Origin of the sequence: Chryseobacterium sp. KMC2 (assembly GCF_016756935.1) — a bacterium.
GTDB classification, from domain to species: Bacteria; Bacteroidota; Bacteroidia; order Flavobacteriales; family Weeksellaceae; genus Chryseobacterium; species Chryseobacterium rhizosphaerae.
Genome location: NZ_JAESIT010000031.1, coordinates 21417 through 36632 on the forward strand (window position 1 = coordinate 21417; position 15216 = coordinate 36632).

Below are 15216 nucleotides of genomic sequence, written 5' to 3' on the forward strand. Positions count from 1 at the left end.
CCGGGTCTGGGCTGGTCTAATTTTGCATCTAATTAAAAAGGATGTCATGAATGTATTTAAAGTCCCTGTTTCAGTTTCTTATCTGACGGGGAGGGTTTTACTTATTGGTGCGATATCGGTTTCACCGATGTTTCTTTCTCAAAAAAAAGACAGCTTAAAAGAAAAAGCCATTGATGAAGTTATTGTAGTAGGTTACGGAACACAGAAAAAAAGCAAAGTGTCCGGTGCTGTTACCGAAGCTTCATTAGATAAGCTTACTTCCAGATCTCTGTCAGGAGTAGGAGAGGTCCTTCAGGGGAAAGCTCCCGGAGTAACGGTAGTGAATGAAGGAGGTGATCCTAACGGTTCTCCCAAAGTAAATATCCGTGGTTTAGGTGGTATTAACGGAGAAACTCCTCTTTACGTGGTAGACGGAGTGGTTTTCAACGGAACTCCATCTATTAACCCGAATGATATTCAGGATATCTCAGTTCTTAAAGATGCCTCTGCAGCAATTTATGGAGCAAGATCTTCCGGAGGGGTAATTCTTATTACCACTAAAAAAGGAAAAAAAGGAGTTCTCACTGTAGACTTTGACGTTAAATATGGTATTAACGAGGCCTGGCGATTGAAAGAGTCTTTAAACGCGGCTGAATTTCAGGATGTGATGTACCAGGCTTATGCAAACGCAGGTAAGCTGGGGAGCTTACCCATTGCTTTTAATCCTGAAAAATATCCTGACGGAAGAATTACCAGGACAGACTGGATGAAAGAGATTTTCCGTACAGGAACGATTCAGGAATATAATCTTAATTTAAGCGGTGGTGGAGAAAAGTCCAGATTTTATGTGGGAATGAACCACAGAGCACTGGAAGGGATTTTATTGAATACTCAGGCAAAGCGATATAATTTCAGAGTGAACTCTGAGCATAAGGTGAAAGACTGGCTGACGATTGGTGAGAATATGTACTACAATTATTCTGATGGAAATACAGCAGATACTAAAAGTGGATATACGGGAGCTCTGATTGCGGCGATGTATTATCCACCGAATGTTCCGGTGTATACCCCAACAGGTGCTTTTTCAGGATTACCCATTGATGTGGCCGGTGGTTACGGAGATATGATCAATCCGGTAGCCTATCTTAAGAGGATCAATATCAGGAATCCTACCCATGAAATTTTAATTAATCCATATGCCGAAATTACGCTGGCAAAAGATTTGAAATTCCGTTCCAATTTCTCACAGACATTTAAAATTGGAAACGTAAAGAATTTTACCTCCAGGGTGTTGGAGGTTGGGAAAATATTTGATACAAACAATTTAGAATATCAGTCTAATAATACATCTACTGCCCTTGCAGAGCAGCTTCTTACCTATAAGTTTACTGCAGGTAAACACAATTTCGACTTCCTGGCAGGTTTTACTTTTCAGAAAACTGTGGAGGATGGATTCCTTGCAAAATCCTTTGATTTCAGAAGTGAGGCAGATGTTTTCCAGCATCTTCAGAATGCAGCAGATACCAATAAAGAAGTATCCAGCTATAGATTCAAACAGGCTTTGGTATCTTATCTGGCAAGGCTAAATTATGATTATGCAGGGAAGTATATCATCAGTTTGCTGGGAAGGCGTGATGGTTCTTCATTAGTGGCAAAGCAGAACCGTTTTGCTAATTACTATGCTGTTTCCGGAGCTTGGGTAGTATCCAGGGAAAATTTCATGAATGATATTTCCTGGTTGTCAAACTTAAAACTTAGGGGAAGCTATGGTATTCTGGGAAATCTTGGAGGTATTTCTCCTCAGGCAGTTAATCCGTTAATGACAAGAGATAACAATGTGATTTTTGGACAGGACCCTTCACAGAATATTGCTTATTATGCTACGACGCGTCCCAATCCGGATCTGAAGTGGGGAAAATCTGAACAAACTAACTTTGGGGTAGATGCTTCTTTCCTTCACAACAGTCTTTCTTTACAGTTTGATTACTTCGTGAAAAATTCTAAAGATCAGATCTTTAATGTGAGCTTACCCAGTACAGCTACCTATAATAACCAGTATGTAAACGCCGGATTATTTCAGGATAAAGGCTATGAAGTAGGAATTAACTATAATGGTAAGAAGACCGGGGATTTTACTTATTCAGTGGGAGTTACTTTTAGTCAACTAAAAAACACGGTGAAGCAACTTGCTGATGTAGATGAAATTTTTGTTAATGACAATGGAGTGAGAGGTGTATTGAAACCAACCCGTATAAAAATAGGAGATCCTTTATATTCTTTTTACGGATATAAGACAGGTGGGATTTTCCAGTCTCAGAATGAGATTAATAATTATAAAGATGCCAACGGAAATTTAATTCAACCCAATGCAAAACCCGGAGATATTAAATTCCTGAAGAAAGATGGAAATACAGGGGTACTGAGCAACCAGGATTTTGTAAATCTGGGCAGTCCATATCCTAAATTCTCTTATGGATTTTCTTACAATATGACCTGGAAAAATTTTGACCTTAATATTTTCTTACAGGGAGTATACGGGAATAAGATTTTTAACGGGATGAAGTTTATTTCCTTAAATCCAGGTGGAACAGGGCAGAATTATAATATGGACAGAGATATCCTGAATGCCTGGACTCCTCAGAATACCAATACTGATATTCCAAGGCTTGTACATGGTGATCCAAGTGGAAACTATTCCAAGGTATCAGACTTCTATGTGGAAGATGGTTCTTATCTAAGACTGAAAAACCTGACTATCGGGTATTCGTTACCGAGAGAGCTTTACCAAAAGCTGGATGTGAATAAGGTTAGAATCTATGTGACCACCAATAATCTTTTCACTATTACTAAATATACAGGTTTTGATCCTGAAGTAGGAATGAATTCTTATGGTGTAGATACCGGAAGATATCCACAGTCACGCTCATTTATTTTCGGGGTGGAAATAGGATTATAATTTTTAAACAACAAAAAGTAAAAAAATGAAATTTTTCAATAAAATATTTTTAGTATCAGGAATATCGGCAATGCTTTTATCATGTACAGGAGAGCTGGATGTTCAGCCGGAAGGAACTCCTACGGAAGCCAGTTTCTGGAAAACGGAAAATGATCTGATTACCGGTGCCAATGCCATGTATAAACCTCTGTCTGACGGAGAATTTTACGGAAGAGGATTCTTTTGGTTCATTAATGCCAGTGATGATATGGTAACAGGAAGAGCAAAGAGTGAGGCAGATAATGCCAAGAACTTCAGCAGCAATTATATCGCAGCAGGAGATCTGGAAACCCAATGGAACAAAAGATATAATGTGATCGGAGTTGCCAATCGTGTGATCCGTAACGTTGATAATATTCAGACTTCAGCAGCTATAAAGAATAAATATTTAGGTGAAGCTTTATTTATGAGCAGCCGGATGTATTTTGAACTGGCGTATAACTATGGAAATGAAAAAGCAGGTATTCCTATTATAGACCGCACAAAAGAACCGGATCCCAATCCTATTCCAAGAGCGGCTAATGTGATGGTGAATTACAACTATATTGTGAATGATCTTAAAAGAGCAGCCGAATTATTGCCAACTCAGGCTGAGCTTCCGGCAAAGGATTTCGGAAGACCCCATAAAGCTGCAGCGTGGGCACTTTTAGCAAAAGTATATCTGTTTATGAAAGACTGGCAGAATGCAGAATATTGGGCTAATGAAGTCATGACAAAAGGAAACAGAAACCTGTTGAACAATTATACAGATGTCTTTAAAGCCGAAAATAACTATAGCTCAGAATATATATGGTCAATACCAAGTACCCCTAAATTTAATTCAGTGGGAAGTATTCTTCCGGGAGTAATGCTTGAAAACAAAGGATGGGGAGAATATAATGGATGGGGATATTTCCAGCCGACAAAAGAACTGTATGATGAATATGAAGCTGGGGATCTCAGAAGAAGTACAACGATTCTGAAACTGGGCGATAAGTTTACTTTTAACGGAACTGAAAGAACCTATGCTTCTTCCAATTCCCTTACCGGTTATCAGTTTAATAAATACATGGATGCTTTTAAATATCAGCTGAACAGTGGCCACGTAAGTGCTAACGGAGATTATCCGTGTACAGATCTTGCCGTTCCGATTATGCGTTATGCTGAGGTAATCCTTATCAAGGCAGAAGCTTTACTGATGAAAGGCAGCAATGCTGACGTGGAAATCAATATGATAAGAAAACGTGCCGGTTTAGCTCCAAAATTCGGATGTACTATGGCTGACCTGAAGCACGAAAGACGTTGTGAGCTAGCAGGAGAATGGGCAGACCGACACAGAGATCTTGTCCGTTGGGGAGATGCTAAAGAAACGTATGCAAAACCCCTTCACGGGATAAACAATCAGGAAGTATGGGCGGCAAGAAACTTTAACCCTGCAGTACATAATGTATGGGCCGTTCCGCAAGCTGAAATTGTAAACAGCCATAATGTTATTAAACAAAACGAAGGTTGGTAAAATGTTAATCTAATATATATTATCCACTATGTCATCACAGCATTGCTGTGGTGATATAGTTTTTTTCAAAGGTATTATGAAACTATCAAAAATTTTGGCTGTATTAGCCCTGGCTGTTTTCTCTGAGAATCAGGCACAGAATTATGTAAACTATAGTGTAGGCAATGCCCATTCACATAATGATTATATGCAGGAAATCCCTTTCTGGCAGGCTTATTATGCTAATTTTGGCTCTATTGAAGCAGATGTTTTTCTGGTAAAAGGTAAATTATGGGTAGCCCATACGGAAAAAGAGCTGTCTTCAGACCGGACTTTAGAGAGCCTTTATCTGGACAATATCTCCAAACAGATTAAATTGAATAAAGGGCATATTTATCCGGATGCCAATAAAAAGCTGCAGCTGCTTATCGATATCAAACAGGATTACAAAACAAGTCTCAGCACCTTGGTAAATACCTTGAAGAAATATCCTGAGATTACAGGGGATTCAGGTATTAAAATAGTGATTACGGGAGGAAGGCCTCAGCCGGGTGATTTTAAAAATTATCCCAGCTACCTTTATTTTGATGGAGATCTTGAGAAAAATTATACTCCGGACCAACTGAAAAGGGTAGGAATGTTCAGTGCAGATTTACCTGAGCTTGTAAAATGGAATGGGAAAGGAATTCCAAGGGATGAAGAAACTGATAAGATTAAAAAAGCAGTAGAAAAAGCACATGTTCAGCAAAAGCCAATGCGTTTTTACGGAGCTCCTGATTTCCCTAATGCTTGGGTCAATCTCATGGATATGGGAGTGGATTATATCAATACCGATCATATTCCGGATCTTAAAAAGTTCATGAATACCATTCCTAAAAATTTTTATAAAAATACAAAAGAATACACCACCTATACGCCGACCTATAAAACGGACGGAGTAGCTAAAAAAGTAAAAAATGTAATCCTTCTGATTCCGGACGGAACGTCGTTACCACAGTACTATGCTGCATTTACAGCGAATAAAGGAAAGCTGAATGTTTTTAATATGAAGTCTACAGGATTGTCCAAAACCAATTCTTCCAATGCTTATGTTACAGACTCGGCTCCCGGTTCTACCGCTTTTGCTACAGGTGTGAAAACCAAAAACACATTTGTGGGAGTAGACAATATGGGAAAAGCTTTGGCGCAGATTCCCGATATTATTGCAGATAAAGGAATGGTTTCCGGTTTGATTTCCACTGGAGATGTCACCGATGCTACACCTGCAGATTTTTATGCACATTCAGATAACAGGAATAGCTCGGAGCCGATCCTGAAAGACTTTGCTTCTTCCAAAACAAAAATTTTAATCGGAGGTCCTACCAGTGGATTATCCCAGGAAAACCTGCAAAAATTTAAAGAGGCAAAAGTAGATGTGTTCTATGATTTAAAATCTGTTAGTAAAATAAACAACCGTACACTGATTATTGATCCTTTAGCTTCGCAGAGAATTACAAACGGAAGAGGAAATTGGCTGGCAGATGCTTTTGACCTTACCTTAAATGAGGTAAAGAACAATAAAAAAGGATTCTTTATGATGATCGAAGCGTCACAGACAGATGGAGGAGGACATAGCAATAATATTGAGCAGCTGGTGACTGAGTTATTGGATTTTGATCACGTGGTAGGGAAAGCCATGAAGTTTGCTGATGAAAATAAAGAGACGTTAGTGATCGTTGTTGGTGATCATGAAACAGGAGGGCTAACCCTTCTTGATGGGAGCCTTAAGGACGGGTGGATATTTGGAAACTTCAGTACCAATGATCACACTTCAATTCCTTCCAGTGTATTTGCGTACGGACCCAATTCCAAAGAATTTACAGGCCTGTTTGAAAATACAGAGATCTTCAATAAGATTTTGGCAGCATATGGCATTCAGAAATAATCTGTAAATATAAACTCAAGGGCATTTTACCCTGGGCTCTCACACAGTTGGGAGATTATGCAGACTATTGATATATCTGCTCAATCTGCAAGAGATAAAATAGCATTAATTGGATAATAAAACCGGCTGTTTCAAAAGTGAAACAGCCGGTTTTGTATTTATATTTCTTAGAATCTTAAGATTCTAAAAATTAGTTTTGACGATCAGCTCAGATAGTTCAGCATTGACAAAGTCGATAGGCATTACCCCATAAGATCCTTGTGTATTGGTTTGGAAGAAAGTTTTCAATTTAGGATTAATGCTGTTGGAAACTGTAGGGATGCTAGGTATTCCAAAGATTCCGGGTTTATAGCCACTTGTAAAGTTGACAAAAAGTTTATTGGTGCTGTCGTTCTTTGCTTCATTCAGCAGAGAAGAGATTCCGGCCCACTTATCATCATTATTTGTTACTTTATAATAATCCTGAACCTTCATGGGAGCACCGTTGTTATTAATTTCAAATGTAGTATTGTCTGCCCATGAAGTTGCGTTGATTCCTTTGGCTGTTCCTGCTGAGAACCTTCTTAATAATTTGATCTTTCCCCTTACCTGTCCAAGAGTGGGAATATTGGTTCCCAGATCCCATTTTGATGGATTTTTCTGAATGTACGAATCAAAAGTACTTTCAAAGCTTCTGGTAGTATTGGAAGCGTCATATTCTTCTTTCACAGACATGATGATGGTTTCTGAAGGGTGACTTTCCAGAAATGCGTAGCAGGCATTAAGTACATCATCAAAATTCAGATTCTGATAAATAGGACCATGGTGAATGGCAAAAGAATTGTCAATATGTCGGCAACGGATATCCAGAAAACGTACTCCTGTATTGAGCTGTTCGCCGATACTTAGGTTTTGAGTTTTTGCCGTACCACTGTTAGAAGGGATTTCTCTGGTAGCACCGGAATCATGAGTTCCCGGAATAGAAATCCTTGAAATAGAAATATTATCCTGAATACCGGACATCCAGCTGTTCATAGCTATAGGAAGTGCTGCATTTCTGGAGTTGGCTTTTTCTAGAGCTGTTATCCCTTTATCATTTACATCTCTTTCGATGCTCGAATCTGAGCAGGAGAAAAATAAACTTGCGGTGGCAATGCTAAGACTGATCATTGTGAAACGTCTCATGTGGTTCTTGAACATAGTTTTATTATATTTTTATGTAACCTAAAAATAAGAATATGTCAAGATATAAGGAGTTAATTTAATTTTAAGAGATAATTAATTTGTATGATGGGAAAAAAGAAGAAAATATACCTCCTAAAAAATGAAATCATCGGTAGAGCCGGGAATTCTGAATCGGTGCTTTCCAATGGTAAAATCATTCATCTTTATAAGAGTCTTCATCTTGTGGGTAAACTCTTTGTGAGAGGGGTCGGGAGCTTTTGTTTCATCATCACAGGATGAATATTCTTTATCAACAATAACCTTTCCCGTTGAAAAATTGATCTCATTCAAAAAACTGAAATCACAAGTATCTTCAAATTGATCATGGGAGCCTATCAAAAAGAAATCACCGTTCTGATACCGGAAGGTATGGCTATAATTTTGGGTATGTCTTGAATTGGTATTAAATGCCTGAGAAATGGTCAGGGCGTTATTTTTGATAGAAATTCCCGGAGGGGTATTCTCTTCAGGATAGAAGCCCATTCCGCTTGAAAAAAGAACGGTGGAGTTTTCCTTCCAGACCTTAAGACTGTTATCCACGTTTTTCAGAATGTAGAATACCCTTTTGTAATCTTTAAATTCCGGATAGTCTGTGCTTGTGGAAGCTTTTTGATCCGTATCAAATATCAAAACCACTTCATCTTTCCCGTCCTTATCCAGATCTCCTTTAGATTCGGCAATCTTTGTATATCCTTTAGGTGTTGAAAAATTTTTCAGGCCCTGGGCATTATAGAAAGTGATGGATAAGAAAGTAATAAAAGAGAAAAGACTTTTCATACAGAGATATTTGAATTTATAATCCGGTATCTTCTTTTTCAATCAATCCGGATTCTTCCAAGTGGCACATACAGCCCTTTATCGTTTTGTAGATCCCATTAATATCGGTTTCTTTACCCTTAGTATCGGTTACTGTAATACCTGTAGAATTGGAATTGTCTTCTGCGTAGTATGTTCGGAAAAGCTGATATTGATACTCCTTATTGGTAAAGGTCAAATAGTTGAGCTCCATTCCTGCATTCTGTTTTCCTCCTCCTCTCATATAAGATCTGTACTTGAACTTTTTCCAACTGTCTTTTGTCTTTTCAGCGGGAAATTCCATTTCTACATGATCTTTACTCCCGAAACGGTACTGAATGTATTCATTCTTTTTATCTTTTACCAAGGCCATTTTCTTTCCTGTTTTCGTTTCAAAAGAATACAGGATTTCTTCATTGGGAAGCAGGTATTGTGCCCAAACTGATAATGGAAGTACCAAAGAAAATAAAATTAAATATTTTTTCATGGAAGGAGATGGTGTATTAAATGTAGTAATTTGAAATGATTTTTGATTCCATATTCAAATTACCACATTCTTAAATTTTCAAATTATTTCGTAACGACAGAAGCTAGATCCTCCCAGAACATTGGGTACGATTTTTCTACAACATCCTCGTCTTCGATATTAAGTTCTTTAATCAGGCAAAAAGGAGCAAAGCTCATCGCCATTCTATGATCCTGATAGGTTTTGATAGAAATATTTTCTTGCGGATTCCCAAAATGGGTAGATTGGATCGTTAAATCGGTGATTTCTGTTTCCGTTCCCAGTTTTTTCAGCTCATTATATAAAGCCAGTAATCTGTCGGTTTCTTTCACTCTTAAAGTTCCCAATCCGGAAATGTCAAAAGGGATTTGTAGTGCTGCTGCCGTTACACAAAGCGTTTGTGCAATATCCGGACAGTTGTTCATATCCAGCACAATCTTTTCAGGAAAAGAAAAATCCGGCTGAGGTTGTAATGTGATTTTATGCTCGTCTTCAGAAAAGATAGTTTTAATTCCGAAGAAGTCTTCATAGATTTTTGCAATGGCAGAATCCCCTTGTGTAGATTCTTTATAAAAGCTTTTTAAATGAATGGTTTTTCTACCCAAAGCGCAGATAGAGTAGAAGTAAGAAGCCGAGCTCCAGTCACTTTCCACTTCATAGCTTAATGCTGAAGATGCACTGTCCCCGTGGTAGGGCTCTACTTTAATGGTATTTCCTTCAAAGCTGCTTTTAATTCCAAACTTTGTTAAAATATCCAGGGTCATTTCAATATAAGATCTTGATGTTACCTCGCCCACAAGATTAATCTTCAGTCCGTTTTCAAGTTTTCCTGCAATAAGAAGAAGCGATGTAATAAACTGACTTGAAATATTGGCAGGAACATTCACCTGGGTTTGAGTGATTTTTCTTCCTGTGATTTTTAAAGGAGGAAACCCTTCATTTTCTAAATATTTAATGTCCACACCAAGATCTCTCAAAGCGCTTACCAAATTTTTGATCGGTCTCTCTTTCATTCTCCCTGAGCCGGTAAGAACTGTTGTTTTCCCTTCCTGAATTGAATAATAGGACGTAAGAAAACGCATGGCTGTTCCTGCATGGTGAATATCCACCACATCGGTATTTGCAGATAATGCTTTTTTAAGCAATTGCGTATCCTGAGAATTGGAAAGATTTCCGATTTTTATATTGCTAAACAGACTTTCCAAAATCAATAAACGATTCGAAATACTTTTCGAACCGCTGATCTGTACCGTTTTATCTCCAGTTAATGTTGATTTTTCTAGCTTCATTATTTCTTCATATTTCAAAATCCGGGCATCAGATTTCAGCTATTCATTGTCTGGGACCTGAAATCTGATGGTGGGATCTTATTTTAATTTTTCATTATTCTGATGGCGATCCTTATCCCGATCAGTTTTTATTTTCATTTTTTTGTCGAATGCTTCCTGCAGATTGACACCTGTCTGGTTGGCTAAACATAGGGTAACAAAAAGGACGTCTGCCAGCTCTTCTCCAAGATCTTTGCTTTTGTCACTTTCTTTTTCGCTCTGCTCACCATATCTTCTGGCGATGATTCTTGCTACTTCACCCACTTCCTCTGTCAGCATAGCCATATTGGTAAGTTCATTAAAGTATCGTACACCGATGGTTTTTATCCATTCGTCAACCTGTTGCTGTAGATGAGTGATTTCCATTATTGATAAGCTCCAAGAGTAGGGTTAGTTGTTCTGGGTACATTCACGATGTCAAAAGGTACCGTTCCGGCAACGGTTACATTTCCTTTACCTCTGGCCGGAGAAGGCATTTTTAACCTTAAATTCATTTTAGCCATGAAATAATTGACAAACTGAGGGTCCTCATTTTTGATACTTTGTACCACGTTGGTATTATTGTCGAAAGGAAAGCCTGCTTCTGAGGTTCCCGAATATTTTAATAAACAGTTTTGGATTAAGAATTCAAACTGCTGCCCCGGTGTCTGTTCAAAATGAACGGAATTATCTCTGTCAGAATATACAATACTGTTTTGTAGGGTAAGTTGCTGTAAAGCTCCCTGCTCTGTCTGCCCTGCATCATTTTTCCATTCATTGGTTGCAAAAATCCCTGTTCTGTCAAAAGAACTCATGCTTTTGGAATAATTAGCAATTGTGGCATGAGTATAGGTGTGATTTCCCCCTCTGAAAATCCCGATACAGGATGAACCACAATTATTCATTACCAGGTTGTTGGCATTAACTGTAGAGCCTACTGCGTAGATTCCATATTCAAAGAAGGTATGGATGAATGAATTTTTAATAGTCGCTGTAGTCTGTCTCATATCCAGTCCTCTGGTTCCTCCAAAAAGTCTTGCATGGTTCATATTCAGTGTAGAATTGGCTTCCATTCTTATTGAATTCCAGTTTTTAGGAAGGGTATCATGATCCAAATCATTTCTGTCCCCACGGAGAATAACTTGTTCGTCCTGTGTTCCGTTGATATTTAAAGTAGCACCTGAGGAAATTTTCATTCCACTGTTTTGGTGGAAATATACTTTCGTACCCTGGTCTATATTCAACATGATATTCGGATTAACAGTCAGGTTTCCATAGATGATTTTGGCTTTACTATTATTCCAGGTCGTATGATTTGTAATTACATTAGGATTAGTGGAGGTCTGAATAAAAAACTCAGCATCCTGAACTACAGAAAATAAAGTGACATGCTGTTGGCCTGCAGGTCCCGTGAAAAGAACTTTATCTTCGGCAATGGCTTCAGGCCCCGAAGCTTCAGGAGCTATTTCAACAAAAATAAAAAGACTGTCTTTCTTTCTTAAAGGAACATCTTTAAAGTCATATCCCGGTTTTCCGTCTACATTGATTCTATATAAGGAAGCAGCTCCTTTTTCAAGATTAATCCTTGGAATCAAAATATCTTTATCCTCATTATTATATACTTTTACAACATATGTTTCTGAACGAACCTGGTGGTAAACTGTGTCACAAAATACCGTATCCCTGGAAAAACGCAGCTCCTGTGAAGGGGCATCGAACGTAATATCGTCCTTATTACATGATACTGCGGCAAGCAGTACCCAGAAAGAAAAAGCCAGTAATAATTTGAATTTCATCGAAATTAAAGTTTAAGTAAGTTCCAAATTTAACGAAAATACTTTGAATTTCTTATCATTAAAAAAATATTGAATTCAGTATTTGCATATTTGAAAAAATGTTGTATTTTTGCAACCTAAAATTAGCAGAGAAATATCCATTACTATTTCGGAAGCAAACTTTAATTTTTTTAAAAATAGTATTATGAAAAACGGAATTCACCCAGAAAATTATAGACTTGTTGTTTTCAAAGATATGAGTAACGACGAGGTGTTTCTTTGCAAGTCTACTGCAGAAACAAAAGACACTATCGAGTATGAAGGACAAGAGTACCCTTTAATCAAAATGGAAATCTCTTCATCCTCTCACCCTTTCTACACTGGTAAAGTAAAACTAGTTGACACTGCAGGTAGAGTTGATAAGTTCATGAACAAATACAAAAAATTCGCTAAGTAATTTTTTGCTATCAAAATATAGAAGTCTTCCAATCTTTTGGAAGACTTTTTTTATGTCTAGAAATCAGAAACTGGAAATTAAATGGGAGATCTTCCATCTCTATTCTAACTTCTCACATCTTTTTGTATTTTTGTTTTCAGATAGAATCCGAAAACAGGCAGTTTATTTCGGAGGATAAAACCTCCAGCCCTTTGTTTCTGATTTCTACCTTCTAATCTATAACTTCTACAAAATGCAATTAGTATTTTCAGACGCACAATATTGGGAAGACTTTCTTCCACTTACTTTTACCCGCCCTGTTGCAGCAATGCGATGCGGAATCCTTACCTTCTCGGAAAGATGGCAGAAAATTCTGGGAAATAATGAAGTTTCTTATTTTACAGAAAACTATCTTCAGAATAAGTTTAAAAATCCTGAAGATACGGAGAGCCTATTTTTAGTTTCCAATTTTTTGCCTACAGAATCAGTAATTCAGCAGATCAAAGACCTTAAGCAGGGAGAGGCGCTGGTATACGAAGACGAATTGGTGGCGGCCAGGATTAATATGAAGGATTTTTCTTTACATCAGATTGAAAAAATGACGGATATTAAGGAAAAGCTTATTTTCTTTAAAAAGCCTGCAGATCTTTTTACGTACAATCATTACGCTATTGATTTTGACTTTGAACTTCTTACAAAAGGAAGAACTTCACAGGAGCTTTCTTCTACCAACGGTTTCTTAGGAGATAAGAAAGATTTGTTTATTGAAGAAGGAGCGCAGATTGAATTCTCTACCCTGAATACCAAAACAGGAAAAATCTATATCGGTAAAAATGCCGAAGTAATGGAAGGCTGCAATCTTCGTGGTCCTATTACATTAGGGGATGACTCTAAATTTAATCTTGGATCCAAAATCTATGGAGCGACTACTATTGGTCCACATTGTAAAGTAGGAGGTGAAGTAAACAATATTATCATTTTCGGGTACACCAGCAAAGGACATGAAGGCTTTATCGGGAATTCTGTTATCGGAGAATGGTGTAATTTCGGAGCTGATACCAATTCTTCCAATCTTAAAAATAACTACAGCCACGTAAAACTTTGGAACTACAGAACCAAAGCTTTTGAAGATACAGGCTTACAGTTTGCAGGACTGATTGTGGGAGATCATTCAAAAACAGCAATCAATACCCAATTGAATACAGGAACTGTTATTGGTGTTGCCTCTAACATTTTTAAACCGGGCTTTCCTCCCAATCTCGTAGAAAACTTTTCGTGGGGTGGGCTTAAAGATGATGAAAGGTTTAAACTGGATAAAGTATATGAAGTTGCAGAAAGAGCTATGGGAAGGCGAAAAGTCTCTCTAACAGACGATGACAAGGCGATTTTAAAACATATTTTTGATACCTATTAACCTGGGAATAAAAAAAACTTCAATTATTTTGAAGTTTTTTTTATTTTCGATGTAATAGAATGGTAATAGCAATTGTCTTACCTATAAGAAACAAAACTCATGACCCAAGAAACTTTCAAGAATACGGTGTTTATTCTCAAAGACGAGATGTATCGTTTTGCGAAAAGATTCGTCATGAGCAGTGATGAAGCAGAAGATATTGTACAGGATCTGATGATGAAGTTCTGGCAGAAGAAGGAGGAGCTTGAGCAGTTTGGGAATTTTAAATCCTATGCGCTGAAATCTGTCCGGAATGAATGTCTGAACCGTCTGAAGCATCATAACGTGAAAATAGGATTTGCAGATATGCAGCTCCACAAATCAGAGCTCTACAGTATGGAGATTGATAATCTTAAAGAATATATTATAGGATTTATCAACCAGCTTCCTGAAAAACAGAAAATGGTCATCCATATGAAAGATGTAGAGGAGTATGAAGTTTCCGAAATTTCTGAAATGCTGGAAATGGAGGAAAATGCAGTAAGGGTAAACCTGATGCGGGCAAGACAAAAAGTAAAAGAACAAATTACACAACTGATGAGTTATGAAAAAAGATCAATTACAAGATAAATACGACGAGATCTTCCGGGATATAAAGGAGGAGAAAATGGAATGGAGTTTTGAAGACTTTCTTCAGCAGACTGAAGAAAAAGATGCTGAAGAAAAAATAACTCCCATTATTCCTTTAGAAAAGAATAAACCTTCTTTCCCAAAATGGTTCTGGATGGCAGCAGCTGTTCTGTTACTTTTCAGTATTGGATTCGTTTTCAATACCTATCAGAATACAGGTGCTCAGGATGCTGAAAAATTAGTGAAAGATGAAGTATTAAGACAAAAGTCTGACTTTATAGAAGAAAATAATGATCATCAGAGCCAGGTAGCAGTTAATCATACCGATTCTATCTCAGGAGCAAAAAAAGACTCTATTTTTCAGGGGAATTCTGTTGCTGAAAAAGATGTATTGGATGAGATCCTGCCAAAAAGAGGAAGGCTTAAAAAAGAGAGAAAGCCGAGATATGTAAACAACGCTTCTTTCAACAATAAAACAAGAAAAGATTCTACAGGCTATGAAAATTCTTATGTTATTGTTAACGGTAAAAGAATTGATAACGTAGAAGAAGCCATCAATGTGACTAAGTATTCATTCCAGATATTTGCAAATAACGTTAGTGAAAAATTGGTACAGCCTAAAGTGGTAGATGACGATTATTAACTGAAAAAGATGTAGGTCTGATCAGTACTAATCATTAACTTAAAAATAAAATTGACTCATGAAAAAACTATTCATAATATTCGCACTTGCTTTCTCCCATTTTTTTAATGTATATGGGCAAAAAGACAAATTCGATCAGCTTTTTGAAAAATATCAG

13 protein-coding genes are annotated in these 15216 nt (G+C 37.4%); 7 read left to right on the plus strand and 6 right to left on the minus strand.

Annotated features, from left to right (window positions below; all coding sequences use genetic code 11):
- The first annotated feature begins 46 nt into the window (after positions 1-46).
- The 3 genes from JML65_RS22715 to JML65_RS22725 all read left to right on the plus strand — a co-directional run bounded on the left by JML65_RS22715 (position 47) and on the right by JML65_RS22725 (position 6372).
- Positions 47-2935: a SusC/RagA family TonB-linked outer membrane protein gene (locus tag JML65_RS22715; RefSeq protein WP_202272376.1), complete on the plus strand. Its 2889-nt coding sequence runs from the start codon at positions 47-49 to the stop codon at positions 2933-2935.
- Positions 2936-2960: 25 nt separating this feature from the next.
- Positions 2961-4469, plus strand: a complete 1509-nt coding sequence (locus tag JML65_RS22720; RefSeq protein ID WP_047488576.1) for a RagB/SusD family nutrient uptake outer membrane protein — start codon at positions 2961-2963, stop codon at positions 4467-4469.
- Positions 4470-4545: 76 nt separating this feature from the next.
- A complete protein-coding gene (locus JML65_RS22725) occupies positions 4546-6372 on the plus strand; it encodes an alkaline phosphatase (protein WP_047488579.1) in 1827 nt (608 codons plus the stop codon).
- Positions 6373-6555: 183 nt separating this feature from the next.
- On the opposite strand, the gene JML65_RS22730 is transcribed toward JML65_RS22725, so the two are convergent.
- The 6 genes from JML65_RS22730 to JML65_RS22755 form a co-directional block, all read right to left on the minus strand.
- Complete coding sequence (locus tag JML65_RS22730) at positions 6556-7551, minus strand: phosphatidylinositol-specific phospholipase C (RefSeq protein ID WP_228450434.1); 996 nt, start codon at positions 7549-7551, stop codon at positions 6556-6558.
- A gap of 117 nt (positions 7552-7668) precedes the next feature.
- The gene (locus tag JML65_RS22735; RefSeq protein WP_202272378.1) at positions 7669-8352 is read right to left on the minus strand and encodes a hypothetical protein; all 684 of its coding nucleotides are present in this window, start codon (positions 8350-8352) and stop codon (positions 7669-7671) included.
- Between the two features lie 16 nt (positions 8353-8368).
- Positions 8369-8857: a hypothetical protein gene (locus JML65_RS22740; RefSeq protein ID WP_202272380.1), complete on the minus strand. Its 489-nt coding sequence runs from the start codon at positions 8855-8857 to the stop codon at positions 8369-8371.
- An 83-nt stretch (positions 8858-8940) separates the two neighbouring features.
- Positions 8941-10164: a 3-phosphoshikimate 1-carboxyvinyltransferase gene (locus JML65_RS22745; protein WP_202272382.1), complete on the minus strand. Its 1224-nt coding sequence runs from the start codon at positions 10162-10164 to the stop codon at positions 8941-8943.
- A 78-nt stretch (positions 10165-10242) separates the two neighbouring features.
- Positions 10243-10569 (minus strand): nucleotide pyrophosphohydrolase, encoded by a 327-nt coding sequence (locus JML65_RS22750; RefSeq protein ID WP_047488591.1) that lies wholly within the window; start codon positions 10567-10569, stop codon positions 10243-10245.
- Complete coding sequence (locus JML65_RS22755) at positions 10569-11978, minus strand: hypothetical protein (protein WP_202272384.1); 1410 nt, start codon at positions 11976-11978, stop codon at positions 10569-10571. Before JML65_RS22755 ends, JML65_RS22750 begins: the two co-directional genes overlap by 1 nt.
- Positions 11979-12162: 184 nt before the next feature.
- On the opposite strand from JML65_RS22755, the gene JML65_RS22760 reads away from it, so the two are divergent.
- The 4 genes from JML65_RS22760 (at position 12163) to JML65_RS22775 (ending at position 15059) form a co-directional block, all read left to right on the plus strand.
- Positions 12163-12414: a type B 50S ribosomal protein L31 gene (locus JML65_RS22760; protein WP_047489008.1), complete on the plus strand. Its 252-nt coding sequence runs from the start codon at positions 12163-12165 to the stop codon at positions 12412-12414.
- A 232-nt stretch (positions 12415-12646) separates the two neighbouring features.
- Positions 12647-13807, plus strand: coding sequence for a putative sugar nucleotidyl transferase (locus JML65_RS22765; RefSeq protein ID WP_115916253.1), 1161 nt, complete (start codon positions 12647-12649; stop codon positions 13805-13807).
- Between the two features lie 99 nt (positions 13808-13906).
- Positions 13907-14416 (plus strand): RNA polymerase sigma factor, encoded by a 510-nt coding sequence (locus tag JML65_RS22770; protein WP_047488602.1) that lies wholly within the window; start codon positions 13907-13909, stop codon positions 14414-14416.
- Complete coding sequence (locus JML65_RS22775; protein ID WP_179140049.1) at positions 14391-15059, plus strand: hypothetical protein; 669 nt, start codon at positions 14391-14393, stop codon at positions 15057-15059. Before JML65_RS22770 ends, JML65_RS22775 begins: the two co-directional genes overlap by 26 nt.
- Positions 15060-15216 lie beyond the last annotated feature (157 nt).

Excerpts from the sequence above, each read along its gene's own strand:
- JML65_RS22765 (WP_115916253.1), top strand. The coding sequence starts at position 12,647 with ATGCAATTAGTATTTTCAGACGCACAATATTGGGAAGACTTTCTTCCA.
- JML65_RS22745 (WP_202272382.1), bottom strand. The coding sequence starts at position 10,164 with ATGAAGCTAGAAAAATCAACATTAACTGGAGATAAAACGGTACAGATC.
- JML65_RS22755 (WP_202272384.1), bottom strand. The coding sequence starts at position 11,978 with ATGAAATTCAAATTATTACTGGCTTTTTCTTTCTGGGTACTGCTTGCC.
- JML65_RS22770 (WP_047488602.1), top strand. The coding sequence starts at position 13,907 with ATGACCCAAGAAACTTTCAAGAATACGGTGTTTATTCTCAAAGACGAG.
- JML65_RS22730 (WP_228450434.1), bottom strand. The coding sequence starts at position 7,551 with ATGTTCAAGAACCACATGAGACGTTTCACAATGATCAGTCTTAGCATT.
- JML65_RS22750 (WP_047488591.1), bottom strand. The coding sequence starts at position 10,569 with ATGGAAATCACTCATCTACAGCAACAGGTTGACGAATGGATAAAAACC.
- JML65_RS22760 (WP_047489008.1), top strand. The coding sequence starts at position 12,163 with ATGAAAAACGGAATTCACCCAGAAAATTATAGACTTGTTGTTTTCAAA.
- JML65_RS22775 (WP_179140049.1), top strand. The coding sequence starts at position 14,391 with ATGAAAAAAGATCAATTACAAGATAAATACGACGAGATCTTCCGGGAT.
- JML65_RS22715 (WP_202272376.1), top strand. The coding sequence starts at position 47 with ATGAATGTATTTAAAGTCCCTGTTTCAGTTTCTTATCTGACGGGGAGG.
- JML65_RS22735 (WP_202272378.1), bottom strand. The coding sequence starts at position 8,352 with ATGAAAAGTCTTTTCTCTTTTATTACTTTCTTATCCATCACTTTCTAT.
- JML65_RS22740 (WP_202272380.1), bottom strand. The coding sequence starts at position 8,857 with ATGAAAAAATATTTAATTTTATTTTCTTTGGTACTTCCATTATCAGTT.
- JML65_RS22720 (WP_047488576.1), top strand. The coding sequence starts at position 2,961 with ATGAAATTTTTCAATAAAATATTTTTAGTATCAGGAATATCGGCAATG.
- JML65_RS22725 (WP_047488579.1), top strand. The coding sequence starts at position 4,546 with ATGAAACTATCAAAAATTTTGGCTGTATTAGCCCTGGCTGTTTTCTCT.